This is a genomic window from Kitasatospora sp. NPDC049285 (assembly GCF_040678815.1).
GTDB lineage: Bacteria > Actinomycetota > Actinomycetes > Streptomycetales > Streptomycetaceae > Kitasatospora.
Map to the genome: position 1 here is coordinate 195,580 of NZ_JBFAQR010000003.1, position 24,825 is coordinate 220,404.

A 24,825-nucleotide genomic window follows, 5' to 3' on the forward strand; every position below is an offset into this window, starting at 1 on the left:
GGGTTCACGGCCTACGACACAGGGGATCCCGTCGGTGCTCGACGGCCGCTGAGCCGGTGTCCGCTCCCCGCGTCCGCCGTCCTCGCCGTCTCGCCCCCCACACCTGTTCGGTCCGACAACACGACGGTAGAGCGCCGGGCCGAGCCCCCTAGGAACCCGGCCCCGCTTGCCACCTGATCGAGTGAACGCCCGTGTCCTCGCCCGCACCCCCCGCGTTTCCGCCCCACGCGCCCGGCGCACGCCCTGCGCGGGCTAGCTCCGGGCGTCGGCCTCCGCGAGGAGTTCGCGCACCGCGCGGGCCACCGGTTCGGGGTGTTCGAGCATCGCGACGTGGCCGGAGTCGGGCAGCACCAGCAGCCTGGCGTCCCGGAACGCGGCGCAGGCCCGGCGCGCGGAGCGGTAGGAGACCAGCTTGTCCTTGAGCCCGTAGACCAGCAGCACCGGCGCCGTGACCTGCTCGGCCTGCCGCCACAGCGACTGCCCGCCGCGCTCGGTGTACGCGGAGACGATCCCGCGCGCGGAGCCGACCACGGCCTGCAGCGCATACGGCAGGGTGGAGCGGCGGCGGTACTCGGCGACGGCGCGGGCCCGGCGGTGCGCGGGGATGGCGGCGGTGTCGGCGTAGACGAGGCGCAGCAGTTCCTCGGTGGCGGTCTCGGCGTCGGTGCCGGAGTTGCTGCGCCGGCGGACCAGTTCGGCCAGGCCGGGGACGGCGAGCAGGCCGGTCGGCCAGGCGGTGTACTGCGGGGGCAGTTCCGGCAGGGCGGGCGAGATCAGCACCAGGCTGCGCACCAGGTCGGGCCGGAGCGCGGCGAGCCGGACGGCGACCGCGCCGCCGAGCGAGTTGCCGAACAGGTGGACCGGCCCGCGCCCGGTCTCCTCCAGGTAGCCGATCACCGCGCGGACGTGGCCGTTGAGGGAGAGGTTGCCGTCCAGCGGCGGCGCGGAGTACCCGAAGCCGGGCAGGTCGACCGCCTCGCCGTCGACGTCGGCGGAGAGTTCGGCCAGCAGCTCCAGCCAGTTGTCGCCCGATCCGCCGAGGCCGTGCACGAACAGCGCGGGCGGCAGGCCTCCGACGGGTTCGGAGTGGCGGCTGACCGCCAGCGAAGCCCCGGGCACCTCGACGGTGCGGTAGGGCTCCAGGGCGGCGAGGGGGTACTGGTCGGCGCTCATGGAGCACGATGGTAGTGAGGCCGGGCCCGCCGGCCGCGCGCCTGGCCGTCGTCTCGACCTGTGGACGAATCGGGTCGGGTCGTATTGTGGGCTCCCGACAAGGGCTGTTGTGCGCTTTACTCGGCTTCACCCGCGCACACCGGGGTTACCGAAAAGTAGAATCAGTTGCCTTGCCAGCCCAAGCTGACCGTGAAGTGAGGACCGCCGTGACGGCCATCCAGGAGGCGCAGGAGCGCCCGCGCGGTGCCCGCCTGCCGCGAAGCGCCCGCCGTGAACAACTGCTCGGTGCCGCCCAGGAGGTGTTCGTCGCCCAGGGCTACCACGCGGCCGCGATGGACGACATCGCCGAGCGGGCCGGGGTCAGCAAGCCGGTGCTGTACCAGCACTTCCCGGGCAAGCTCGAGCTCTACCTCGCGCTGCTGGACAAGCACTGCGACGCCCTGGTCGACGGCACCCGCGCCGCGCTGGAGGCGACCACCGACAACAAGCAGCGCGTCGCCGCGACCATGGAGGCGTACTTCCACTACGTCTCCAGCGAGTCCGGCGCGTTCCGGCTGGTGTTCGAGTCGGACCTGACCAACGACCCGGCGGTCCGCGAGCGGGTGGAGCGCGCCACCGACCTGAGCGCCACGCTGGTCTCCAAGGTGATCGCCGAGGACACCGACCTGCCGGAGGCGGAGGCCAAGCTGCTGGCCGTCGGCGTCTGCGGGATGGCCCAGATCACCGCCCGCTACTGGCTCTCGCAGGACGCCGAGATCCCCAGCGAGGAGGCGGTCCGGCTGGTCGCCAGCCTGGCCTGGCGCGGCCTGAAGGGCTTCCCGATGCACCCCGCGCAGGACGGCGTCGCCCAGCCCGGCGAGTGACCGCCCGGCCGCCGCGGAATCAGCCCTGAGCGGAGCGCCCCCGGACCTTCACCGCCGAGCCGCCCCGCTGCCTTAAGGTGAGCCCGTACGGCGCGCCCGTCCGCGAACAGCGGTTCGAGCGCGTGCTGCCAGCTACCGGAGGGACGGAAGCCGTGGAGGTCAAGATCGGCGTGCAGAACGCGAACCGGGAGATCGTCCTGGAGAGCGCGCAAACTGCCGAAGAGGTCGCGGACGCGGTCGCCAAGGCCCTGGACGGCACGGCGAAGCTCTTCTCGCTGGCCGACGAGCACGGCCGCCGGGTGCTCATCCCGGCCGACCGTCTCGCCTACGTGGAGATCGGCGAGCCGAGCATCCGCAAGGTCGGCTTCGGCACGCTCTGAGCCTGCTCGACCGGTGCCCCGTTCCCCCGCCGGGGGGACGGGGCACCGTGCTGTCCGCCTGCTCCGCGTACGAGGGGCCGGCGGCGGGTATGGCGTGGGTGCCGCATCCTCGCACCCCCGGGAGGCAGTCCGATGCTCTGGGAGACGACCGCCTTCGTCCTGATCGGCCTGGCCGTCGGCGCGGCCGCGCTGCGGCTGTTCCCGGACCTGTTCCCCGGCCCGCGGGCGCTGACCGTCGGCACCGCACTGGTCGCCGCCGTGCTGGCCGGCCGGCTCTCGCACTACGTGCTGGACGGGAACGCGCCCGTGGTGCAACTGCTGATCTCGGCCCTGGTGTCGGCGCTGCTGGTGTCGGTACCGGCCCGCCCGGACCTGGCCCCGCACCCGCGCGGCCGGCACCGGCACGGCCGGCGGGTCGGGCACGGCCGGCGGGTCGGGCACGGCTAGCGGGTCAGGCCCGGCCGACGCGCGCCAGGAGGCCAGGGTGGGTCAGGAGGCCAGACCCAGCGCGGCCATCCGGCGGGTGTGCGACTCGGTGATCCGGTTGAACATCTTGCCGACCTCGACCAGGTCGAAGCCCGCCACCTGGGCGCCGCCGACCAGCAGGTTGGAGAGCGCGTCCCGCTCGGCGACCACCCGCTGGGCCTGGCTGAGTGCCTCGCCCATCAGCCGCCGGCCCCACAGGGCGAGCCGTCCGCCGACCCGCGGGTCCTCGGCGATCGCCTGCCGCACCCGGTCCACCGCGAACTGGGCGTGCCCGGTGTCGGACATCACGCTCAGCACCAGCTCCCGGGTGTCGTCGTCCAGCCGGACCGCCACCTCGCGGTAGAAGTCGGTGGCGATGGAGTCGCCGACGTACGCCTTGACCAGGCCCTCCAGCCAGTCCGAGGGCGCGGTCATCCGGTGGAAGGCCTCCAGCGGCTCCACGAACGGGTCCATCACCTCGGTCGGGTCGGCGCCCACCTCGGCCAGCCGGTCGTGCAGCAGCTGGTAGTGCTGGAACTCGGCGGAGGCCATCCGGGCCAGTGCGGCCTTGTCCTCGATCCCGGGCGCGAACTTGGCGTCCTCGGCCAGCCGTTCGAAGGCGCTCAGCTCGCCGTAGGCCAGCGCGCCCAGCAGGTCGAGCACCGCCGCGCGGTACTGCGGGTCGGCCGCCCGGGCCTCCCAGCTGCCGATCGAGTCGGGGACGGCGTCGCCAGATTCCTGAGTCTCCATGGCACAGACCTTAGTGGCCCGTACCCGCCCGAGGCCCGGCCGGACCTGCTCCGCCACCCGGGCGGGGCCGGTCGGAGTAGTACCCGTCACGTGTTCGAGTCGTCGCTTGACTGTATGGTGGTACCGAGGCCAGGTGTAGGCGCGGCCCGTCCGTTCAATCGGCAGGCCGCGCAGTCGTGCCCCGGCGGCATCAGCCGCCCGGTACGAAACACACCCGGCGCTCACGTACGCGGATGCCCGGTCGGAGACCCGATCGGCTCCGACCTGGCCCGAGCCTCGGGCCCAGGCACCGCATCAGGCCGAGCGAGGGCCGCCGCGAACCGCGCCAGGAGCGCCGGGCCGCGCGACCCCCTCACGGGACACCCTCCCCCGCGCCGCCCGCCCGACGCGCCCCGGTTCGGGGCTGCCCGGGTACGGCAGGACGCGCTCGGACTCGGCCCTCCACATGGAAGAGGCAGCACCCTGTCCACCACCGCTGAACCCACCAAGACCACTTTCCGGGAACTCGGGATCCTCCCGGAGACGGCCGAGGCCCTGGAGGCCGTCGGCATCGTCCACCCGTTCCCGATCCAGGAGATGACCCTGCCGGTCGCGCTGACCGGCCACGACGTCATCGGCCAGGCCAAGACCGGCACCGGCAAGACCCTCGGCTTCGGCCTCCCGCTGATCGAGCGGGTCGTCGTGCAGGCCGACGTGGCGGCCGGCCGGGCCACCGCGGAGCAGCTCACCGAGAGCCCGCAGGCGCTCATCGTGGTGCCCACCCGCGAGCTGTGCACCCAGGTCACCAACGACCTGCAGACCGCCGGCAAGGTCCGAAACGTCCGCGTCCTCGCCGTCTACGGCGGCCGGGCGTACGAGCCGCAGGTCGAGGCGCTGAAGAAGGGCGTCGACATCGTCGTCGGCACCCCCGGCCGCCTGCTCGACCTGGCCGGGCAGCGCAAGCTCGACCTCTCGCAGGTCCGCGCGCTGGTCCTGGACGAGGCCGACGAGATGCTCGACCTGGGCTTCCTGCCGGACGTCGAGAAGATCATCACCATGCTGCCCGCCAAGCGGCAGACCCTACTCTTCTCCGCCACCATGCCCGGCCAGGTCATCTCGCTGGCCCGCCGGTACATGAGCCAGCCCACCCACATCCGCGCCGCGGCGCCGGACGACACCGGCGCCACCGTCGCCAACATCGAGCAGCACGTCTTCCGTGCGCACTCGCTCGACAAGGTCGAGATGGTCTCGCGCATCCTGCAGGCCGACGGCCGCGGGCTGGCGATGATCTTCTGCCGCACCAAGCGCACCGCCGCCGACGTCGCCGAGCAGCTGACCAAGCGCGGCTTCGCGGCCGGCGCCGTCCACGGCGACCTCGGGCAGGGCGCCCGCGAGCAGGCGCTGCGCGCCTTCCGCAACGGCAAGGTCGACGTGCTGGTCTGCACCGACGTCGCCGCCCGTGGCATCGACGTCGAGGGCGTCACGCACGTCATCAACTACCAGTGCACCGACGACGAGAAGACCTACCTGCACCGGGTCGGCCGCACCGGCCGCGCCGGCGCGTCCGGTACCGCCGTCACCCTGGTCGACTGGGACGACATCCCGCGCTGGCAGCTGATCAACAAGGCGCTGGACCTGCCGTTCAACGAGCCGGAGGAGACCTACTCCAGCTCGCCGCACCTCTACGAGCTGCTGCGCATCGCGCCGGGCACCAAGGGCATCCTGCCCCGCTCCGAGCGCACCCGGGCCGGCCTGGCCGCCGAAGAGGTCGAGGACCTCGGCGAGACCGGTCAGCGCAACGCCCGCAGCAGCAGCGGGACCGGCGGCGGCAACGGCCGCGGTCGGCGCGGCGGGGCTCCCGAGACCCCGGCGCCCGCCGAGCGTCCGGCCCGCAAGGCGCGCGAGCGGCGCCGCACCCGCAGCGGCGGCCTCGCCCCCGCCGGCGAGCTGACCGCCGAGACCACCGCCGTCCCCGTGGACGCCCCCGCCGACGCCCGGAGCCCGCGCAAGCGCAGCCGCAACCGCCGGTCCGGCGCTGCCGCGGTGGAGGCGGTGGCGGTCGACACCGTGACCGTCGAGGCTCCGGCCGCCCCGGTCGCCCCGGCTGTCGAGACCGTCGAGGACACGGCCGCCCGCTCCCCGCGCAAGCGCACCCGCCGTGGCGGCGGCGCCCAGCCGGTGACCGAGGCCGTGGCCGAGACCGCGGTCGTCACCGCGACCGAGACCGCGACCGAGACCGCGACCGAGACCGTGGCCGAGACCGTCGAGGCCCCGGCCGCGCCGGTCGCGACCGCCGACGCCCCGGTGTCGTCCCGCGTCCCGCAGCGCCGCCCGGTCCGCAAGCCGATCACCTCGCTGGTCGACGAGCCGTCGGTCCGGACCCCGGACGAGGCCCCGGCCCGGACCCCGCGCAAGCGCACCGCCCGCAAGGCGGACGTCTCCCCGGTGGAGGAGACCGTGGTGACCGAGGCTCCGGCCGAGGCTCCCGCGGCGCGCGTCCCGCAGAAGCGTCCGGCCCGCAAGCCGGTCGCCGCGCCGGTCGACGAGACCCCGGTGTCCGAGGCCGCCGTCGAGGCCCCGGCCCCGCGCAGGCGCGCGGTCCGCAAGGCCACCACCTCCGTGGTGGAGACCCCGGCCGCGCCCGTCGACGAAACCCCCGTGGCCGAGGCCGCCGCCACCGTCGAGGCCCCCGCCCCGCGCAGGCGCGCCGTCCGGAAGGCGACCACCTCCGTGGTGGAGACCCCGGCCGAGCCGGTGGAGACCGAGGTCGCCCCGGCCCCGCGCAAGCGGGCCACCCGGAAGGCCGCCGCGCCCGTCACCGACGCCGCCCCGGCGGCGGACGAGGCGGTCCCGGCGCCGCGCAAGCGCACCGCCCGCAAGGCGGCCGCCGCCGCACCGGTCGAGGCCGACGCCGAGACCGCCCCGGCTCCGCGCAAGCGTGCCGTCCGCAAGGCGACCACCACCGACGAGCCGGCGGCCCCGCGCAAGCGGGCCACCCGGAAGACCGCCGCCGCGGCCGAGTCCTCCGCCGAGGAGATCCCGGCCCCGCGACGCACCCGCAAGGCCGTCGAGCAGTAACCCGCACCACCCCGACCGGGGAGGGCCCGACCACCACGTCGGCCCTCCCCGTCGGCATTCCCGCCCCCGGGGCACCCCCGCCACACCACCTCCGACATCCGCCCCCACCACACCACCTCCGCCGCCCGTCCCCCGATCGCCCCACCCCCGCCCAGCCGCTCGCCATCCCCGCCCCGCCACACCACCTCCCGTCTCCGCCCCCCACTCCCCCACCCCGCCGTGCCCCTCACCCTCACCGCGCCACGCCACCTCCCATCTCCGCCCCCGGCTCCCCCACCCCCTACTGTTGGCCTCGGGTTTCGGGCGATCTGAGAGGTGCCGGGCATGAGTACGCCGCCGTTCCTGACCTTGCCGGAGTGCGCGCGGGCGGTCCGCCTCGCGGGGTGGGCCGCGTTGTGGGCGGAGCCGACGGGGCCGGTCGCCGGGACGGCGTTGCTGGTGCCGGGGTTCACCGGCAGCAAGGAGGACTTCGTCGCCCTGCTGGAGCCGCTGGCCGACGCGGGCTTCCGGATCGTCGCCGTGGACCAGCGCGGCCAGTACGAGACCGGCGGCCCCGACGACCCGTCGGCCTACGCGACCGCGGCCCTCGGCGCGGACGTCCACGCCCTGACCGCCGAGATCCTCCGCCGTACCGGGGACGAGGCGATCCACCTGCTCGGCCACTCCTTCGGCGGCCACGTGGTCCGCGAGGCGGTGCTGCAGGACGCCCGCCCGTGGCGCTCGCTGACGCTGCTGTCGACCGGCCCGGCCGCGATCGATCCCTCGGAGGCGGCCCGTACGAAGCTGCTGCTGGACGCCCTGGAGTCGATGGACCTGGAGTCGATCTGGCAGGTGATGCAGCAGCTGGACGAGGGCAAGAACCCGCCGCCGAGCCGCGCGGTGGCGGAGTTCCTGCACCGGCGCTGGCTGGCGAACGTCCCGCAGTCGCTGAAGACCACCGGCGCGCATCTGGTCTCCGCCCAGGACCGGGTGGACGAGCTGGCCGCGGTCGGCCTTCGGACCCACGTGGTCTCCGGCACGCAGGACTATGCCTGGCCGGTGCCGGAGCAGTCCGCGATGGCGGAGCGCCTGCACGCCCGTCGCACGGTGGTGGCCGGCGCCGGCCACTCGCCGAACGCCGAACGCCCGGCCGAGACCGCCGCCGCGCTGGCCGCCTTCTGGACCGCCTGACCCGGGACACACCCCGCCGCGGGCCCGCTTCGGCCCCAACCACCGCCCCTTGCAGGCTTACTGACGTCCACTCAGAAGTCGGCCGGGGTTTTCACGCGACACCGATCGTTAGGTCGGGTAATATTTGATTCTGTCCGGGATCACCACACCCTCCGTCGGTCGCACCCTCCGGCCGCCGAAACCACGGATTTACGGGCGGGCAACCGCCCGTTAGCAGCGTCGCGGCACTGTGGACGAATGAGGCACCGTCGCCTCCCTCCAGTGCCACAAGGGGAGTGCCACCAAGGCAGTCCTGCCCGAGAGTAGGGGGAGCGACAGGGGTGTCAGTACCTGACGTCCGACTCAACCAGTGCCGGCGAGCCATCGGGAGATGGCCGACCGTCGGCCGAGTCCGCCTCGGATACCGAGGTCGGGAAGGGAGAGGCCCATGCGTTTCGAGATCCTTCGCCTGGATCACGCGGGAGCGGAGACCGATCGGCTGATCGCCGACGCGGAGACCGTCTCCGAATATGTGAAGGCCGCCGCGCTCACCGGTGAACGCCTGTACATCCGGCCGTGCAAGGCCGTGTGAGCGGAAGCGGACCGGCCGCCGCGCCGTCCGACGTTCCGATACCCGGCTGACGCCCCGTCACCGCAGGGAGAACCCTGGGATGGCGGGGCGTCAGTGTGTTCGGATCCGCCCGCGCGTGTTCGCATGATCCGACCTGCGGGGGTTTGACGCCGCCCCGCTGGGGACATCACCCAAGCCGGGCCCGGGCTGGCGCCGGGGGCGGCTCGCGACGCACCCCTTACGGGTGATCGTCCTTGACGCGGCAGTCCGGAGGGAGGACCGTTGTCGGTTATGAGGGGCGAGCCAAGCTGCCCGAGGTGCGCCGGTCGGGTCCGCGCCCCCGGTCTCTTCTCCGACACCTGGCAATGCGACCAGCACGGTGCCGTGTACCCGATGCAGCCCGTGCTGCCCCCGAGCGTCGAGGCGTTGAACGTCGCGGTGAACCGTTCGCAGGTGCCGGTCTGGCTGCCCTGGCCGCTGCCGGTGGGCTGGCTGTTCACCGGGATCGCGCACGCCGGCGACGACCTGTCGGGCGCCCGGGCGACGGCGGTGGCCTGCTCCGGCCCGGCTCCGCTCGGCGGTTTCGGTGAACTGGTCCTGGTGGCCGAGGAGTTGGGCGTCGGCCTGGGCGCGCGCTACGCGGGCCTGGACGGTCCCGACCCGGGCGAGTCGGTGGCCCTGTACAAGCCGGCCGACGCCAAGCTGATGGCCGCGGGCCGGCCGACCCCGATGTTCCACGTGCCGCAGGCACCGGACGACCGCGCGGTCTACGTGGGCGAGGCGCGCGGCCTGTGGCTGTGGGCGATCGCCTGGCCCGAGCAGTCGGCCCTGCTGATGCACGACGAACTGGTGTTGACCGACCTCCGTGACGCGGGCGCCGAACTCGGCCTGCTCCCCTGCGGAGCGCTCTCCCCCCGCCTGCTCGGCTGAGGCCCGCGGGCGGCTCCCTATCCTGGGCGGCATGCGTATCGATCTGCACGCCCACAGCAATGCCTCGGACGGCACCGACTCCCCGGCCGAGCTGGTCGCCAACGCGGTGGCCGCGGGGCTGGACGTGGTGGCGCTGACCGACCACGACACGGTGGCCGGGTACGGCGAGGCGGCCGCGGCGGTGGCCGGGACGGGGCTGACCCTGGTGCCGGGCGCCGAACTCTCCTGCCACGTCGGCGGGATCAGCCTGCACCTGCTGGCGTACCTGTTCGACCCGACGGAGCCGGAGTTCGCGGCGGAGCGCGAGCTGGTGCGCACCGACCGGTTCCGGCGCGGCCGGGCGATCGTGGAGCGCTGCCGGGAGCTGGGCGCGCCGATCAGCTGGGAGCAGGTGCAGCGGATCGCCGGGGCGGGCTCGGTGGGCCGTCCGCACATCGCCTCGGCGCTGGTGGAGGCCGGCGTGGTGGCGACCGTCTCGGACGCGTTCACCGCGGAGTGGCTGGCCAACGGCGGCCGGGCGGACGTCCGCAAGCACGAGACCGATCCGACGGTGGCGGTGCGGCTGGTGCGGGCGGCGGGCGGGGTGCCGGTGTTCGCGCACCCGGGGGCGGCGAAGCGCGGGGAGACCGTGTCGGACCAGGTGATCGCGGACCTGGCGGCGGCCGGCCTGGGCGGCCTGGAGGTGGACCACACCGACCACGACGAGGAGACCCGGGCGCACCTGCGCGGCCTCGCTGCGGAGCTGGGCCTGCTGGTGACCGGGTCGAGCGACTACCACGGCAGCCGCAAGACGGTCCGGCTGGGCGAGTACACCACCGACCCGGCGGTGTACGAGGCGCTGGTGGCGCAGGCGACGGGGGCGAAGCCGATCACCGGGTGACCCGTTCGGCGCGTCCCCCGTCCGCGGGCGGCCGGGGCGCGCACAATGCCCGGTATGGGCGGCTTCGCGGACGGCAAGGTCTTCGGATCGCTGTTCGTCACGCTGTTCGTGATCATGGATCCGCCGGGCACCATCCCGATCTTCCTGGCGCTCACCTCGGGGCGCGCGCACCGGGTGCAGCGCCGGATGGCCTGGCAGGCCGCGGCGGTGGCGCTCGGGGTGATCACCTGCTTCGGACTGTTCGGGCAGCAGATCCTCAGCTACCTGCACGTCTCGATCCCGGCGCTGCAGGTCTCCGGCGGGATCCTGCTGCTGCTGATCGCGCTGGACCTGCTGACCGGGAAGATCGAGGAACCGACCCAGACCAAGGACGTCAACGTGGCGCTGGTGCCGCTGGGCACCCCGCTGCTGGCGGGGCCCGGGGCGATCGTCGCGGTGATCCTGGCGGTGCAGCAGGCCGACGGCTCGGCGCAGTACGTGGCGGTGTGGTCGGCGATCGTGGCGATCCACGTGGTGCTCTGGCTGACCATGCGCTTCTCGCTGGTGATCATCCGGGTGATCAAGGAGGGCGGCGTGGTGCTGATCACCCGGCTGTCCGGCCTGCTGCTGTCGGCGATCGCGGTGCAGCTGGTGGCCAGCGGGGTGTTCGGCTTCATCGACGCCTACCCCGCGCAGGGCTGACGGAGCGTCAGTCCAGCGGGACGCCGCGGCGCTGCGGGTCGCGCAGGTCGGTGCCCTGCTGCAGCCAGCGCTCCTCCAGGGCGGCGGCGCCCTGGACCCGCTTGAAGGCGGCCTCGTTGGGGGTCATCGGCAGCAGCGGCAGGAAGCGGACCGGGTCGGCGGGGGCGGGCAGGTCGAGGTCCTCCACCAGGCCGCCGGGCTCGGCGGCCAGCACCGAGGTGAACGGGGCGCCGGCCCACAGCGGGGAGCCCAGGTCGAGCGAGCCGCCGGGGGCCACCACCAGGCCCTCCACCTGCGGGCTGGCGGCGAAGACGGCGAGCGCCTTGTGCGCCTCGTCGCGGCCGCCGCGGACGGTGAGCACCAGTTCGACCCGCGGGCCGCGGACCGGGTCGGCGACCGGGGCGGCGGGGTCGGCCATCGGCGCGGCGGACATCCCGAGGGTGGCGTAGCGGACCAGGCCGTCGGCGTCCGGGCCGAAGCGCAGCACCTCGATCCGGTCCGCGCCGAGGAAGGTCACCGCGGCCCGGCCGGTGGGTTCGCCGAAGGTGGTGATCAGCCGCGCCTCGACGGCGGTGAGCACGTCCTGGCGGGTGGGGCCGGAGCCGGCGTCCGGGTCGGAGAAGTCGCCGAAGAGCGGGAAGTCGTGCGCCATGACGCGACCTTAGCGCGATCTTTACCGAGGAGTTGGCCCACCCGGGGGCCTCGGCGGGGCAGGAACCGTTAATATGGGCGGCTGGCCTTGTGAACACCAACCAGGGCCCAACGGCCCGCCCGGGGCCCCGGCGTGGAGGAGGTGGTCACGGTGGATAGCAGTCGACCATGCAGTACCGGCAGCTCTCCCTCGGCCACCCGGCTCCGCCGTCACTTCGGCTGAACCAGGCACCCGCGCAGCGTCGCGCCACGGCCCGGGAGAGCACCTTCCCCGGAGTCCGCACCTCGAAACACCGTACGCCAGCGGCGTTTTGACGATCCATCGGCTCCGGCGCCCACCGGTGTTTCCCACCGCCGCGCCCCCCACCCGCCGGGGCGCGCCGGTCCGGCCCTAGGAGCCTGCGCCATGTCGATGATGAACAACCTGCGCGCCGCCGTCGTCCGTCCCGCCCGCCGCCGTGCCGACGACGCGGGCTACCCGCTGCACCCCGGCCACACCCCGTCCGCCGTGGTCGACTGCGCGGTCTACCACGAGGGCAAGCGGGCCGGGGAGAGCTGCAGCCCGCGCGAGGCCGCCCGCCAGGTGAAGGCCGCGCAGGCGGCCGGGCCCGGCTCGTTCAGCTGGATCGGGCTGCACGAGCCGACCGAGGCCGAGTTCGAGGGCATCGCGCAGCGCTTCGGCCTGCACCCGCTGGCGGTGGAGGACGCGGTGCACGCGCACCAGCGCCCGAAGGTCGAGCGGTACGACGGCATGCTGTTCGCGGTCTTCAAGACGGTGCGCTACGTCGAGCACGAGCAGCTCACCCCGACCAGCGAGGTGGTGGAGACCGGCGAGCTGATGGTCTTCGCCGGGGCGGACTTCGTGATCACCGTCCGGCACGGCGCGCACTCCTCGCTGCGCGAGCTGCGCCACCGCCTGGAGGCCGACGCCGAGGGCACCGGCCTGCTCGCCATGGGCCCGGCCGCGGTGCTGCACGCCATCGCCGACCACGTGGTCGACAACTACCTGGTGGTCGCCGACCGGTTGCAGAACGACGTCGACGAGATCGAGTACGACGTCTTCGCCAACAAGGGCGGGCGCGGCGCCGACGTCGGCCGGGTGTACCAGCTCAAGCGCGAGGTGCTGGAGTTCAAGCGCGCCGTCACCCCGCTGCTGCGCCCGATGGTGCAGCTCTCCGAGCCGCTGCAGCGGCTGGTCGACCCGGAGATCCAGAAGTACTTCCGGGACGTCGCCGACCACCTGGCCCGGGTCGCCGAGCAGGTGCAGGGCTTCGACGAGCTGCTCAACTCGCTGCTCCAGGCCAACCTGGCGCAGGTCTCGGTGGCCCAGAACGAGGACATGCGCAAGATCACCGCCTGGGCGGCCATCTTCGCCGTCCCGACCATGATCACCGGCGTCTACGGCATGAACTTCGAGAACATGCCCGAGCTGCGCTGGACGTACGGCTACCCGACCGTGCTCGGCGTGATCGCCGTCATCTGCGTCGGCATGTACCGCGGTTTCCGCCGCAACGGCTGGCTCTGACGCCCGCGCCCCGACGGGGCGTCAGCGCCGCCCGGCGCGGGCCACCAGCACCAGGCCCGCGAGGATCAGGCCGACCGCCGGGTAGGCGGCGGCCGGCGGCCACTGGCCCAGCCACACGGCCGCGATCAGCGCCGCGCCCGGGGTCTCCAGCAGGATCGCCGTCGAGGTGACCGAGGGGCCCAGGGTGCGCACCACCCGGTTGCTCAGCGAGTGCCCGAGCAGCTGGGCGGCCACCATCAGCAGGAAGATCTGCCACCACACCCCGGCGGACCAGCCGGCCATCGAGGTGCCGGTCAGCAGACACACCGTCAGCAGCGCCACCGCGCAGGTCGCGTAGCAGACCAGGGTGTACGCGGTGGTCGACACCGTCCGGCGCACCTCCGCGCCCAGCAGCATGTACCCGGCCGCCGCGGCGCCCGCGCCCAGCGCCAGCGCGTCGCCGAGCAGCGCCCGCGGCGACACCGACAGGTCGACGCCGGTCAGCACCAGCACCCCGGCGAACGCCAGGCCGGTACCCAGCCACACCATCCGCGGCGCGCGGACGCCGAACAGCCGCATCAGCAGGATCGTCCACAACGGCGTGGTGGTGACCAGCGCCGTCGCCGAAGCCACCGAGGTCATCCGCAGGCTCGGCATCCACAGCGCGAAGTGCAGCGCCAGCAGCACGCCGGCCGCCATCGCCAGCAGCAGCGCGCGACGCGGGATCGCCCGCAGCTCCGCCGGGTGCCGCACCAGCGCGTACGGGCCGAGCACCGCCACCGACATGGCGTTGCGCCAGAACGCGATCGCCAGCGCCGGCGCGGCGGTGGCGCTGATCAGCGGGGCCGACAGCGAGATCCCGCCGATCGACACCGCGAGCAGCAACAGGTCGGTGCGCGGCAGTCGGGGCCGCTCGACGGGGGTGGCGAGGGTGGTCGCAGGTGCGGTGGTGGCGGGCCGGGCGGCGGGCACGGCTCTCCTTACGGTGCTCTGGCGGTACGGGAGGCCCCCCTACGGTAAGGGCTGTCCGCCACCGACGGCACTGTCGTCCCGGGGGATGGGACCGGCCGCGGACACCCAGGCCGTACGCTGTCCGCCATGGAGCGTACGACGGCCGCGAGCGCGGCAGACTTCCTCGACCGGGCACTGGTGGAAGAGGCCGCCAAGAAGTCCGGCCTGTTGTGGGTCCAGCCCGCCGGGGAGCCGTCCGCCCGCCCGCTCTGGCACGCCTGGCACGACGGCGCGGTGGTCGTGGTCGGCGACGGCGCCGAGCAGCCCCTGCACGGCCTCACCGCCGGCTCCACCGCCGCGGTGACGCTGCGCAGCAAGGACAAGTGGGGCCGCCTGGTCGCCTTCACCGCGACCGTCACCGCCGTCGACCCCGGCACCGCCGGCTGGGACGGCGCCGTCGAGGAGCTCAAGGGCAAGCGCCTGAACGCCCCCGACACCGACACCATCACCGACCGCTGGTCCCGCGAGTGCCGCGTCCTGCGCCTGACCCCCACCGGCCCGCTCACGCCCCTCCCCGAGGACTCGCTCGCCGCCGCCCCCATGCCCACCCCGGTGACGACCCGTCAGCCCATCCCGGCCGGCCTCCCGAAACTCCTCTTCAAGAAGCGCAAGCGCTAGCCCTCGCGGGCCGCGAGCCCTCCGCTCCGCGCGAGCCGCATCCCGCCCCGTCGGCCCCGCTCCGCGCGAGCCCCTGGCGTCATGCTCTCCGTCCCGTTCCCCTTCCCCTGCCTCCCCTTCCCGTCCCGCTCCCGCGCGAGCCGCAGGCTCCACACTCGCCCCGCCCGCTAGATTTGTCGGGTTAAGTCCGTTTTGGGAGGAGCTGCCGTGGCGGGGCCGGGAAGTCGGGTGTTCATCTCGCACCTCTCCGGGGTGGCCGTCTTCGACCCGAACGGCGACCAGGTCGGGCGGGTGCGGGACGTCGTGGTGACGCTGCGGCTGGGCGGCCGGCCCCCGCGGGTGCTGGGGCTGGTGATCGAGGTGATCGGGCGGCGCCGGATCTTCCTGCCGATGACCCGGGTGACCAGCATGGAGTCCGGGCAGGTGCTGAGCACCGGCCTGCTGAACATGCGCCGCTTCGAGCAGCGCCCGTCCGAGACCCTGGTCCTCGCCGAACTGCTGGACCGCACCGTCACCCGCACCAAGACCGCGGACGAGGTGACCGTCCTGGACGTCGCCATGGTGCAGACCCGGCTGCGCGAGTGGGAGATCGACCGGGTCTTCGTCCAGGTCGGCCGGCCCGGGCGGCTGCGCAAGGGCAAGGGCGAGCAGCTGCTGCTGGACTGGTCCGCCGTCACCGGCTTCTCGCTCACCGAGGAGGGCCAGGGCGCCGCCAACCTGCTCGCCACCTTCGAGCAGCTGCGCCCCGCCGACCTCGCCAACGTGATGCACCACCTGTCGTCCAAGCGCCGCGCCGAGGTCGCCGCCGCCCTCGACGACGACCGGCTGGCGGACGTCCTGGAGGAGCTGCCCGAGGACGACCAGGTGGAGATCATCGGCAAGCTGCAGGAGGAACGGGCCGCCGACATCCTGGAGGCGATGGACCCGGACGACGCCGCCGACCTGCTCTCCGACCTGCCCGCCGAGGACGCCGAACGGCTGCTGCGCCTGATGGAGCCGGAGGACGCCGAGGAGATGCGCCGCCTGCTCTCCTACGAGGAGGACACCGCGGGCGGCCTGATGACCACCGAGCCGATCGTGCTGGAGCCGGACGCGACCGTCGCCGAGGCACTGGCCCGGGTGCGGATCGCCGACACCAAGCCCGCGCTGGCCGCCCAGGTGTACGTCTGCCGGCCGCCCAACGAGACCCCGACCGGCACCTACCTCGGCACCGTGCACTTCCAACGCCTGCTCCGGGAGCCGCCGTTCACCCTGGTCGGCGCGCTGGTCGACGACGACCTCGACCCGCTGCCGCCGAACACCCCGCTGCCGCTGATCACCAGCTACCTGGCGACGTACAACATGGTGGCCGCCGCCGTGGTCGACGAGGGCGACCACCTGCTCGGCGCGGTCACCGTCGACGACGTGCTCGACCACCTGCTGCCCGAGGACTGGCGCGAGGGCGCGGTGCACGGCATCGCCGCCCGCGGCGACGTGCCGGACGACGAGACGAGCGGAGTACCCGGTGGACAGTGACCGCAAGAAGCGCGAGGAGACGCCGCGCCAGCGCCTCCAGGGCGAGCTGCGGGAACTCCGCCAGCTGCGCGAACTGCGCTCCCGCGAACGCGGCCGGGATCGCGACCGCCGCGAGGAACGCGCGCCGTCCGGCCCCGCCCGCTCCCGCCTGGACCAGCCGCGCACCGCCCGCCCCGGCCTGATCACGCTGCCCGCCTGGGACCCGGAGGCGTTCGGCAAGCTGTCCGAGCGGATCGCCCGCTTCCTCGGCACCGGCCGCTTCATCGTCTGGATGTCGGTGGTCATCGTGGCGTGGGTGGTGTGGAACACCCTGCTGCCGGACACCGTGCACTTCGACGACTACCCGTTCATCTTCCTCACCCTGATGCTCTCCCTGCAGGCCTCGTACGCCGCCCCGCTGATCCTGCTCGCGCAGAACCGCCAAGACGACCGCGACCGCGTCAACATGGAGCAGGACCGGGCCCGCAGCGACCGCAACATCGCCGACACCGAGTACCTCACCCGCGAGGTCGCGGCGCTGCGCCAGGGCCTGGGCGAGGTGGCGACCCGCGACTTCATCCGCTCCGAACTGCAGTCGCTGCTCAAGGAGATCGAGGACCTCCGGGAGTCCGCCGACAGGTTGTGACCGGCGGCACGCTACCGGCGAGTCGGGCGCGGCGCGCCGCGCCGTACCATCAACACATGGCCAACGAGACAGAGGTGGCGGCCGGGGTGACGGAGCAGTCCGTCCGCGAGGCCCTGGCGACCGTCCACGATCCGGAGATCAACCGCCCGATCACCGACATCGGCATGGTGAAATCCGTCGAGATCGGCGACGGCGGCGCGGTGCAGGTCGCGGTGTACCTGACCGTCTCGGGCTGTCCGATGCGCGAGACGATCACCCAGCGGGTCACCGACGCGGTCTCCCGCGTCCCGGGGGTCACCTCGGTGGCCGTCGAGCTCGACGTGATGAGCGAGGAGCAGCGCCGCGAGCTGTCCACGCTGCTGCGCGGCGGCGCGCCCGAGCGGGAGATCCCGTTCGCCAAGCCCGGCACCCTGACCCGGGTCTACGCGGTCGCCTCCGGCAAGGGCGGCGTCGGCAAGTCCTCGGTGACGGTCAACCTGGCGGCCGCGCTGGCCGCCGACGGCCTGAAGGTCGCCGTGGTCGACGCCGACATCTACGGCCACAGCATCCCCCGGATGCTGGGCGTCGAGGGCCGGCCCACCCAGGTCCAGGACATGATCATGCCGCCGTCCGCGAACGGCGTGAAGGTCATCTCGATCGGCATGTTCACCCCGGGCAACGCGCCCGTCGTGTGGCGCGGACCGATGCTGCACCGCGCCCTGCAGCAGTTCCTCGCCGACGTCTACTGGGGCGACCTCGACGTCCTGCTGCTCGACCTGCCGCCGGGCACCGGCGACATCGCCATCTCGGTCGCCCAGCTGGTCCCCAACGCCGAGATCCTGATCGTCACCACCCCGCAGATGGCCGCCGCGGAGGTCGCCGAGCGGGCCGGCACGATCGCGCTGCAGACCCACCAGAAGATCGTCGGCGTGATCGAGAACATGTCGGGCATGCCCTGCCCGCACTGCGACGAGATGATCGACGTCTTCGGCACCGGCGGCGGCCAGACCGTCGCCGACGCCCTCACCCGCACCGTCGGCGCCACCGTCCCCGTCCTCGGCTCCATCCCGATCGACGTCCGCCTCCGCGAGGGCGGCGACGACGGCCGCCCGGTCGTCCTCTCCACCCCCGAATCCCCCGCCGCCGCCGCCCTCCGCACCATCGCCGGCAAGCTCTCCGGCCGCCAGCGCGGCCTCTCCGGCCTCTCCCTCGGCCTCACCCCGAAGAACAAGTTCTGATCCACCCGCCGACGGCCCCGGGACGTGTGTCCCGGGGCCGTCGCATGTGCGCGCACGCCTGGTCCGGTGGCCCGGTCACGGGGTCAGGAAGGCGGCCGTGGCGTCGTCGTGGGTCTTGGTGCGGGGCCAGCGGTGGTGGTGCGGGTCGGTGCGTTCGAGGGCGCGGGTGTGGTCGATGAGGGCCTGTGGGCCGGCCTCGCGGAGGAGGGTGAGCAGGCCGGGCCAGTCGTCGGTGGCGAAGTCGTCGACGGGGCGGGCGGCGCCGTCGGTGAGCAGGGCGGCGTGCCGGAGGTCGGTCCAGGGGGCGCTGCCGGTGCGGGCGTGGGCGGCGGCGTCCGGGTTGGCGGCGGCGACCCAGTAGCCGTCGGAGGTGTTCATCGCCTCGCGCTGGGCGGCGGTGAGCAGGGCACGCCGCTCGCCGGCCGGCAGACCTTCCAACCGCCCTGCCAGTTCAAAACGTTGACGTGTCGTCACCTCGGAGACCCGGTGGTCGGCGACCACCCGCAGGCCGTCCGCCAGGTCGAGCAGGACGGTGGAGTCGGCCAGCACCAGCCACTCCAGCCGCTCGCCGCGCCGCCGCACCACCGCGACGGTGGCGCTCGGCGTCATCGGGTCGCCGAGGTCGCAGCCGCCCGCGTGCAGCCCGGCCGTCTCCGCGAGCGCGTCGGCCAGACACTCCGTCAGTTCTGCGTCCCGCTCGGCGGCGTGGCGCAGCAGCCGCACGCCGAGCGACCGGACGAACCACCCCACCCCGTGCACGCAGCCGGTGGGGGTGCCCTCGGGCAGCCCGGCGCCGTCGAGGACCAGCACGGTGTCGGGCCCGGCGAGCGCGTAGTCCTCGTTGGGGTGGGCGGTGCCGGGGGCGGTGGCGAGCGAGATCTGCACGGGCGGACTCCGGAACCGGGGCGGGTGGGGACGCCGTCCACTCGGCATGGACAGACGAGCACAAGGATCCCTTGGCCTGGCCCTGGTGGGAATCTCGGCCCCGGTCATGCTCCTCAGCGCGGCTTTCACACTGGAGCTGGAGGGCCCGATGCAGACCCATCCTGGTTTCCAGGACAACGCCGCCGGGCCGGCCGTGCTGCTCCTGGTCCCGGGTCTGCTGATGCTGCTCGCCGGCGCCGTCCTCGCGCTGCGCGCGGGCGGCCGGGCCCGCCGCATCGCGGTCGCCGCGGTCGCCGTGCCGTTGCCGGCCTTCGGCGTCTTCCGGATGACGGTGCTGGCCCCGATGCTCGCCTGCGACGGCAGCCGGATCTCCGCCCAGGACGACGGCTCCTACGTCTGCACCGACCTCTAGCCGACCTCCGTACCAGCCGTACCAGCTGCACCGGCCCCGGCAGGTCTCAGCGCCCGTCGTACGCCGCGAGGTCGGAGACCGCCGTGAAGCCGACGCCGTACGCGGAGACCGAGCGGCCGTAGGCGCCGATCAGGACGCCGGGGGCCTCGCCGGCAAGCACCCAGCCGTACTCGGACTCGCGGTAGCGGAAGGGCTGCGGGAGGCCGTTGACGGGGAGGGTGAGGGAGGACCAGGCGGACCCTTCGAGGTCGTCGGCGAGGTCCCAGGCGAGGGCGGTCTGCTGGTCGAGCCAGTTCTGGCGCAGCGTGCGGTCGAGGTTGCCGGGCCAGGTGGCGGCGAGCAGTCCGGCGCCGGCCAGCCAGGCGGCGGAGGAGGCGGAGGTGGCTTCCAGGGTGCCGGTGTTGTCGGAGCTGCGGCGGCCGGGGCGGCGGGCGACGGTGACCACCACGGCGAAGCGGCGGTGGTCGCGGCTGTCGGGCTGCCGGGCGGGCTCGTCGCCGTGCCCGAGGGTGCCGTAGTCGGGGACGCCGCCCTCCACGCTGCCCGGGTGCTGGCCGGTGCCGACCTGGCCGAGCCAGCGGCGGCCGGTCCAGCCCTCGTCGAGGCCGTACCAGGGGAAGTCGGCGGCCCGGTAGGGGACGAGCGGGTCGGCCGGCTTGGCCTGGGCTCCCACCGGGCGCGTGGTGACGGTGCCTCCGGTGTTGTGCGTGGCGTCCACTGCGGGTCTCCTCGGCTGTGCGCTCCTGCCACGGGCGGGGCTCCATGGTGGCGCACCGCGGCCCCTCCGTCCGGCAATCCGGGCCCGACACGGCCGGGTGTGACCGACGGCACGGACGGACGGCACGGGTGCCGCCGTCCTGGGAGGTAGTCGCAACGATAGCGGCGGGAACGCGAACGCCCCGCCTGCTCGGGCGGGGCGTCGGAGTGCGGGGCGGGGCGCGTCAGGTGGCGTCCGGGTCGAACGGGGGGCGCTCGCCGGCCGCCAGGCTCGGGCTCGCGGCGCCGACCTTGATGAAGTCGGCGGGGGCCACCGAGGCGGTGGGCGTGGGCGTCGAGGACGGTGCGGGTTCCCCGTTCAGCGCCGACTTCAGGTCGACGCCGTCCTTGAGGTCCTTCAGCCCGAGCGGGTCCTCGCTGTCGCCGAGCAGCTGCTTGCGCACGAAGGTCTTCGGGTGCAGGTCCTCGAACTCGAAGTTCTGGAACTCCGGGCCGAGCTCGTTGCGGATGTCCTGCTTGGCGCTGTCCGCGAAGGAGCGCAGCTTGCGCACCAGCGCCATGGTGTCCTGGATCAGCTTGGGAAGCTTGTCCGGACCGAAGATCACGATGGCCATGACGAGGATCGTCAGGACCTCCAGTCCGCCTATGTCTCCGAACACCTGAACTCCCCAGCACCCGACAACGCTGAACCAAGAGTAAACGCGGGCGGCCGATCCGCGGCCTCCTGCTCATGAAGCCGTGGTGAAGACCACCCGGGCGACCGCCGTCCCAACGGGTCGGGCCGGTGAGGGCAGGCTAGCGCAGCAGTTGGCGCGGGTCACCGGTGGGCGACGGAGCCGGGCTGGCCTGCTGCCGGGCGGCGCGCATCGGGTAGTCCTGGACGTCGACCGGCTGCTGGGCGTTGACCGGGACGATCGCCCCGCCGACCGGGGTGATGGTGGTGGGCTGGCGGTTGGTGCCGGCCTGGCCGTTGGGGAGGCCGCCGACCCCGCCGAGGGTGACCGCGGCGACCGAGAACGCCCCGGCGGCGGCGAACACCAGGCGGCGTCCGCGCGGCGCGGCCGGGCGGACGGAGGGCAGCTCGCCGAGCGCGGCGGCCAGCGGACGCGGCATCGCGGCCGGGCGGCGCGCCCCGAAGGCCGGCCGGGAGCCGAACGGCCCGGCGGCCCGCGGATCGATCCCGGGTATCGGGGCCTCCGCCCCGAGCGCCCCGCCGCCGAAACCGGAGCCGGAGCCGAACGAGCCGCCGGTGAGCCGGCTGCCGCCGAACACCCCGCCGGACGCGCCCGGGCCGTCCGGACCGGAGTCCTCGTCGGGCAGCGCGGCGACGGCCATCAGACGGGCCATCAGGGCCGCCGACGGGCCGGGCGTGCCGGTGCCGGTCAGCATCCGCTTGACCGAGCGGGCCTCGTCCGCCTCCGCCAGGCAGTCCGGACAGGTGGCCAGGTGGGCCTGCACCCGCTCGCGGGCGTCATGGCCCAACTCGCCGTCCAGGTACGCCGAGAGGCGGTCGCCGAGATGGTGCTCCTCGGCGGCCGGCTCGACCGGACGGACCGTCACGGCGCGCAGCTCGGGCGCCGCCGGGGCCGGCTCGGCCCGGCGGGCGAGTGCCCACCGCGAGCGGCCGGTGGCGTCCGCGCGCTCGGGGGCGCGATCGTTCATGACCCCCTCCGGTCGCTGCCGCCGGGCTCCGCGCCGACCGGCACGGGCTCGACCGACCCGCCACGGCGGGAACGGCCCTCGGCGGTGTTCGGCGCCCGGTGCTTGAGGGCGGCCCGCAGGTGCGAGCGGCCACGGTGGATCCGGCTGCGGACGGTGCCCAGCTTCACCCCGAGGGTGGCGGCGATCTCCTCGTACGACAGTCCCTCGATGTCGCAGAGCACCACCGCGGCCCGGAACTCCGGGGCCAGGGTGTCCAGCGCCTGCTGGACGTCCGCGTCGAAGTGGGTGTCGCTGAAGTGCTGCGCCGGGCTGGGCTCGCGGCTGGCCAGGCGCTCCGCGGCGTCCTCGGCGAGCGAGTCGAAGCGGATCCGCTGGCGGCGGCGCACCATGTCCAGGAACAGGTTGGTGGTGATCCGGTGCAGCCAGCCCTCGAAGGTGCCGGGCGTGTAGGTGGAGAGCGAGCGGAACACCCGCACGAAGACCTCCTGCGTGAGGTCCTCGGCGTCGTGCTGGTTGCCCGTCAGCCGGTAGGCCAGGCGGTAGACCCGGGCGCTGTGCGCCTCGACGATCTCCTCCCAGCTGGGCGGCGTCCAGCCCTGCGCGTCAGGCCCCTCGGCGAAGGACGCGAGCGTGCCGGCGACCTCGGGCGCCGTGCCGTCGGCTGCGGTCGGCTCATCTAGGGGGGAGTGCACAGACTGGTTCATCACGGGCTTCGGCGTACGGGCCGACGTGGTGCCGCGGGAGTGCCGCTGCACAGGGACGTCGCCCTCGGCCACACCTCCTCGGTCGGCTCTTCTGCCCAGCAGAGCCACCACCATATCCACCTCACCTGTCAAGCCAGGATAAGAGCGGTCGAACAACCGCCTCCGCGGGCGGCCGCGCCACCCATGGAAGAACAACGGCCAGCCGTCGAACGCGGTTCCCGGGCGGCCAGTAGTCTGTCGGCTGGAATTGTCGACTTCCCCCGTCGGCACCTGCGCTCCGGAAGAGGCAGCCATCACCGAGTTCGGGCCCGAGCGAGCGGCGCTCGCCGACACCTACGTCGGCGAGGACGCGGTGCTGACCTACGCCCGGGCCCTCTCCGCCCGCACCGGGATACGCGCCATCGGCCCCAGCGGCGGCGCCGCGCTGCGGCTGCTCGCCGCCGCGCTCGACGCCAAGGCGGTCGCCGAGATCGGCACCGGCACCGGGGTGTCCGGCGTCTACCTGCTGCGCGGCATGCGGGCCGACGGCGTGCTCACCACCGTCGACTCCGAGCCGGTCCGCCAGCAGTACGCCCGCGAGGCCTACCTCGCTGCCGGTTTCGCCGCCAACCGCGCCCGCTTCATCCCCGGCCGCGCCCGCGAGGTGCTCCCCCGGCTCGCCGACGGCCAGTACGACCTGGTGTTCTGCGACGGCGACCCGGCCGAGTCGCGGTTCTACCTCGCCGAGTCGCTGCGCCTGCTCCGCCCGGGCGGCATGGTCTGCTTCGAAGGCGTCTTCCAGGAGGGCCGACTGGCCGAACCCCTGGTCGACGACCCGCAGACCCACGCGGTCCGCGAACTGGTCGCCGACATCCGGGAGAGCGACCTGCTGCTGACCGCACTGCTGCCGGTCAGCGACGGCCTGCTCTGCGCGGTCAAGCGCTGACCGCACCGCGGGAACCCCGGCCCGCACCGCCGGAACAGCACCGCGGGAACGCGGAACGGGCCCGGATCCCTGAGTGGGATCCGGGCCCGTCGCACACCTCCGGGCTGCGGAGGTGGAGGGCAGCAGCCAGAGGTCAGCCGCAGGCCTTCTTCAGCGCCTCGCCCAGCGCGTCGGCCTCGTCCGGCGTCAGCTCCACCACCAGGCGCCCGCCCCCTTCGAGCGGAACTCGCATGATGATGCCCCGCCCCTCTTTGGTGACCTCAAGCGGGCCGTCACCCGTCCGCGGCTTCATGGCCGCCATGCTCGTTCCCCTTCCTGCAACCGTTCAGGTACGCACCGGCAGTCCGTCCACCGCCGGCATCGAACGCATTGATCGGAAGCCATTATCCCGCATGCGACCGCTGGATGACCAACATCACTCTCTGCGCCAACCCGCTCCAAGCGGCCGCAAAGCGTCGATTACCTGCCGAAAGCGACACCGCGCCGCACTCCGACACGCCTGCTCGGGGTGCGGCAGCTCACACTTCGCCCGAACGGTACTCCCCCGCCGCGCCCGCCTCCGGCATGCTGACCCGCAGGGCCCGCCGACCACCCAGGCGGCCCCCCAGCAGCCCACCGCGACCCGGGAGCCCTCACCCATGTCCGACACCGTGCGCTACGAGCGCGACGGCGCCCTCGCCGTCCTCACCATCGACCGCGCCGACGCCATGAACGCCCTCGACGTCGCCACCAAGGTCGCCCTCCGGGACGCCGTCACCACCGCCGCCGAGGACCCCTCGGTCCGCGCCGTGCTGCTCACCGGCGCCGGCGACAAGGCCTTCTGCGTCGGCCAGGACCTCAAGGAGCACCTCGGCCTGCTCAAGCACCAGCAGGAGACCGGCGAAGGCGCCCTGCGCACCGTCGCCGAGCACTACAACCCGCTGGTCCGCGCCCTGGCCGGGATGCGCAAGCCGACCGTCGCCGCGGTCAACGGCATCGCCGCGGGCGCGGGCGCGTCGCTCGCCTTCGCCTGCGACTTCCGGATCCTCGCCGACACCGCGGGCTTCAACACGTCCTTCGCGGGCGTCGCCCTCACCGCGGACTCCGGCGCCTCCTGGACCCTCCCCCGGCTGGTCGGCCACGCCCGGGCCACCGAGCTGCTGATGCTCCCCCGCACCGTCCGCGCCGACGAGGCGCTCACCCTCGGCCTCGCCACCCGCATCGTCCCTGGTGCCGAACTCGCCGCCACCGCGCACGAGTTCGCCCTCACCCTGGCCAACGGTCCGACCGTCGCCTACGGCGCGATCAAGGAGTCGCTGGCCTACGGCGCCTCGCACTCCCTGGACGAGCTGCTGGACAAGGAGGACGAACTCCAGACCCTGGCCGGCAACAGCGAGGACCACCAGATCGCCGTCGACGCCTTCCTCGCGAAGCGCAAGCCGGACTTCGTGGGCCGCTAGGGCGGGTCTTCCGGATCACGGCGCCCGCCCGGCGTGATCCG

General features: G+C 73.9%; 27 protein-coding genes. 17 read left to right on the forward strand and 10 right to left on the reverse strand.

Features of this window, described 5'->3' with window-relative positions:
• Nucleotides 1-252 precede the first annotated feature (252 nt).
• The gene (locus tag AB0K51_RS03865; protein ID WP_363450157.1) at nt 253-1,173 is read right to left on the reverse strand and encodes an alpha/beta fold hydrolase; all 921 of its coding nucleotides are present in this window, start codon (nt 1,171-1,173) and stop codon (nt 253-255) included.
• A 206-nt stretch (nt 1,174-1,379) separates the two neighbouring features.
• Here AB0K51_RS03865 and AB0K51_RS03870 point away from each other — a divergent pair, with 206 nt between their 5' ends.
• The 3 genes from AB0K51_RS03870 (at nt 1,380) to AB0K51_RS03880 (ending at nt 2,863) form a co-directional block, all read left to right on the forward strand.
• The gene (locus AB0K51_RS03870; RefSeq protein WP_363450159.1) at nt 1,380-2,036 is read left to right on the forward strand and encodes a TetR/AcrR family transcriptional regulator; all 657 of its coding nucleotides are present in this window, start codon (nt 1,380-1,382) and stop codon (nt 2,034-2,036) included.
• A 152-nt stretch (nt 2,037-2,188) separates the two neighbouring features.
• Nucleotides 2,189-2,416 (forward strand): DUF3107 domain-containing protein, encoded by a 228-nt coding sequence (locus AB0K51_RS03875; protein ID WP_363450161.1) that lies wholly within the window; start codon nt 2,189-2,191, stop codon nt 2,414-2,416.
• Between the two features lie 132 nt (nt 2,417-2,548).
• The gene (locus tag AB0K51_RS03880; RefSeq protein WP_363450163.1) at nt 2,549-2,863 is read left to right on the forward strand and encodes a hypothetical protein; all 315 of its coding nucleotides are present in this window, start codon (nt 2,549-2,551) and stop codon (nt 2,861-2,863) included.
• 42 nt (nt 2,864-2,905) lie between these two features.
• Here the strand turns inward: AB0K51_RS03880 and AB0K51_RS03885 are convergent, their stop codons facing one another.
• Nucleotides 2,906-3,631 (reverse strand): ferritin-like fold-containing protein, encoded by a 726-nt coding sequence (locus tag AB0K51_RS03885; RefSeq protein WP_363450165.1) that lies wholly within the window; start codon nt 3,629-3,631, stop codon nt 2,906-2,908.
• Nucleotides 3,632-4,207: 576 nt separating this feature from the next.
• Between AB0K51_RS03885 and AB0K51_RS03890 the strand changes: the two genes are divergently transcribed.
• The 6 genes from AB0K51_RS03890 to AB0K51_RS03915 all read left to right on the forward strand — a co-directional run bounded on the left by AB0K51_RS03890 (nt 4,208) and on the right by AB0K51_RS03915 (nt 10,899).
• Nucleotides 4,208-6,688 (forward strand): DEAD/DEAH box helicase, encoded by a 2,481-nt coding sequence (locus tag AB0K51_RS03890; RefSeq protein WP_363450167.1) that lies wholly within the window; start codon nt 4,208-4,210, stop codon nt 6,686-6,688.
• A gap of 324 nt (nt 6,689-7,012) precedes the next feature.
• On the forward strand, nt 7,013-7,858 hold the full coding sequence (locus tag AB0K51_RS03895) for an alpha/beta fold hydrolase (RefSeq protein WP_363450169.1): 846 nt from the start codon (nt 7,013-7,015) through the stop codon (nt 7,856-7,858).
• A gap of 427 nt (nt 7,859-8,285) precedes the next feature.
• On the forward strand, nt 8,286-8,429 hold the full coding sequence (locus AB0K51_RS03900) for a hypothetical protein (RefSeq protein WP_363450171.1): 144 nt from the start codon (nt 8,286-8,288) through the stop codon (nt 8,427-8,429).
• 270 nt (nt 8,430-8,699) lie between these two features.
• A complete protein-coding gene (locus AB0K51_RS03905) occupies nt 8,700-9,338 on the forward strand; it encodes a DUF6758 family protein (protein ID WP_363450173.1) in 639 nt (212 codons plus the stop codon).
• A gap of 31 nt (nt 9,339-9,369) precedes the next feature.
• Nucleotides 9,370-10,218, forward strand: coding sequence for a PHP domain-containing protein (locus tag AB0K51_RS03910; protein WP_363450175.1), 849 nt, complete (start codon nt 9,370-9,372; stop codon nt 10,216-10,218).
• A gap of 54 nt (nt 10,219-10,272) precedes the next feature.
• On the forward strand, nt 10,273-10,899 hold the full coding sequence (locus AB0K51_RS03915; RefSeq protein ID WP_363450177.1) for a MarC family protein: 627 nt from the start codon (nt 10,273-10,275) through the stop codon (nt 10,897-10,899).
• A gap of 7 nt (nt 10,900-10,906) precedes the next feature.
• Here AB0K51_RS03915 and AB0K51_RS03920 read toward each other — a convergent pair whose 3' ends face one another.
• Complete coding sequence (locus AB0K51_RS03920) at nt 10,907-11,551, reverse strand: suppressor of fused domain protein (protein ID WP_363450179.1); 645 nt, start codon at nt 11,549-11,551, stop codon at nt 10,907-10,909.
• Nucleotides 11,552-11,956: 405 nt separating this feature from the next.
• Between AB0K51_RS03920 and corA the strand changes: the two genes are divergently transcribed.
• Nucleotides 11,957-13,075 carry a magnesium/cobalt transporter CorA gene (gene corA, locus AB0K51_RS03925; RefSeq protein ID WP_363450181.1) on the forward strand — a complete coding sequence of 373 codons (1,119 nt, stop codon included), beginning with the start codon at nt 11,957-11,959 and terminating at the stop codon, nt 13,073-13,075.
• Between the two features lie 21 nt (nt 13,076-13,096).
• Here corA and AB0K51_RS03930 read toward each other — a convergent pair whose 3' ends face one another.
• Entirely contained in the window at nt 13,097-13,957 is an 861-nt protein-coding gene (locus tag AB0K51_RS03930) for a DMT family transporter (protein ID WP_363450280.1), read from the reverse strand.
• Nucleotides 13,958-14,152: 195 nt separating this feature from the next.
• Between AB0K51_RS03930 and AB0K51_RS03935 the strand changes: the two genes are divergently transcribed.
• From AB0K51_RS03935 to AB0K51_RS03950, 4 genes are all read left to right on the forward strand, one after another.
• Nucleotides 14,153-14,683 carry a hypothetical protein gene (locus AB0K51_RS03935; RefSeq protein WP_363450183.1) on the forward strand — a complete coding sequence of 177 codons (531 nt, stop codon included), beginning with the start codon at nt 14,153-14,155 and terminating at the stop codon, nt 14,681-14,683.
• Between the two features lie 207 nt (nt 14,684-14,890).
• Nucleotides 14,891-16,198, forward strand: coding sequence for a CBS domain-containing protein (locus AB0K51_RS03940; RefSeq protein WP_363450185.1), 1,308 nt, complete (start codon nt 14,891-14,893; stop codon nt 16,196-16,198).
• Entirely contained in the window at nt 16,188-16,823 is a 636-nt protein-coding gene (locus AB0K51_RS03945) for a DUF1003 domain-containing protein (RefSeq protein ID WP_363450187.1), read from the forward strand. Before AB0K51_RS03940 ends, AB0K51_RS03945 begins: the two co-directional genes overlap by 11 nt.
• Before the next feature lie 56 nt (nt 16,824-16,879).
• A complete protein-coding gene (locus tag AB0K51_RS03950; RefSeq protein ID WP_363450189.1) occupies nt 16,880-18,040 on the forward strand; it encodes an Mrp/NBP35 family ATP-binding protein in 1,161 nt (386 codons plus the stop codon).
• 75 nt (nt 18,041-18,115) lie between these two features.
• Here AB0K51_RS03950 and AB0K51_RS03955 read toward each other — a convergent pair whose 3' ends face one another.
• Nucleotides 18,116-18,925 (reverse strand): protein phosphatase 2C domain-containing protein, encoded by an 810-nt coding sequence (locus AB0K51_RS03955; protein ID WP_363450191.1) that lies wholly within the window; start codon nt 18,923-18,925, stop codon nt 18,116-18,118.
• A 148-nt stretch (nt 18,926-19,073) separates the two neighbouring features.
• Here AB0K51_RS03955 and AB0K51_RS03960 point away from each other — a divergent pair, with 148 nt between their 5' ends.
• Nucleotides 19,074-19,337: a hypothetical protein gene (locus AB0K51_RS03960; RefSeq protein WP_363450193.1), complete on the forward strand. Its 264-nt coding sequence runs from the start codon at nt 19,074-19,076 to the stop codon at nt 19,335-19,337.
• A gap of 46 nt (nt 19,338-19,383) precedes the next feature.
• Here the strand turns inward: AB0K51_RS03960 and AB0K51_RS03965 are convergent, their stop codons facing one another.
• From AB0K51_RS03965 to sigE, 4 genes are all read right to left on the reverse strand, one after another.
• Nucleotides 19,384-20,010: a hypothetical protein gene (locus AB0K51_RS03965; RefSeq protein ID WP_363450282.1), complete on the reverse strand. Its 627-nt coding sequence runs from the start codon at nt 20,008-20,010 to the stop codon at nt 19,384-19,386.
• Nucleotides 20,011-20,278: 268 nt separating this feature from the next.
• Nucleotides 20,279-20,713 (reverse strand): sec-independent translocase, encoded by a 435-nt coding sequence (locus AB0K51_RS03970; protein WP_363450195.1) that lies wholly within the window; start codon nt 20,711-20,713, stop codon nt 20,279-20,281.
• Between the two features lie 136 nt (nt 20,714-20,849).
• Nucleotides 20,850-21,716: a zf-HC2 domain-containing protein gene (locus AB0K51_RS03975; protein WP_363450197.1), complete on the reverse strand. Its 867-nt coding sequence runs from the start codon at nt 21,714-21,716 to the stop codon at nt 20,850-20,852.
• Nucleotides 21,713-22,534: an RNA polymerase sigma factor SigE gene (gene sigE / locus AB0K51_RS03980; RefSeq protein ID WP_363450199.1), complete on the reverse strand. Its 822-nt coding sequence runs from the start codon at nt 22,532-22,534 to the stop codon at nt 21,713-21,715. Before sigE ends, AB0K51_RS03975 begins: the two co-directional genes overlap by 4 nt.
• 178 nt (nt 22,535-22,712) lie before the next feature.
• Here sigE and AB0K51_RS03985 point away from each other — a divergent pair, with 178 nt between their 5' ends.
• Nucleotides 22,713-23,345 carry a class I SAM-dependent methyltransferase gene (locus AB0K51_RS03985; protein WP_363450284.1) on the forward strand — a complete coding sequence of 211 codons (633 nt, stop codon included), beginning with the start codon at nt 22,713-22,715 and terminating at the stop codon, nt 23,343-23,345.
• Nucleotides 23,346-23,478: 133 nt separating this feature from the next.
• Here AB0K51_RS03985 and AB0K51_RS03990 read toward each other — a convergent pair whose 3' ends face one another.
• Nucleotides 23,479-23,646 carry a DUF3117 domain-containing protein gene (locus AB0K51_RS03990; RefSeq protein ID WP_014137929.1) on the reverse strand — a complete coding sequence of 56 codons (168 nt, stop codon included), beginning with the start codon at nt 23,644-23,646 and terminating at the stop codon, nt 23,479-23,481.
• Nucleotides 23,647-23,983: 337 nt separating this feature from the next.
• Between AB0K51_RS03990 and AB0K51_RS03995 the strand changes: the two genes are divergently transcribed.
• The gene (locus AB0K51_RS03995; protein ID WP_363450201.1) at nt 23,984-24,784 is read left to right on the forward strand and encodes an enoyl-CoA hydratase-related protein; all 801 of its coding nucleotides are present in this window, start codon (nt 23,984-23,986) and stop codon (nt 24,782-24,784) included.
• Nucleotides 24,785-24,825 lie beyond the last annotated feature (41 nt).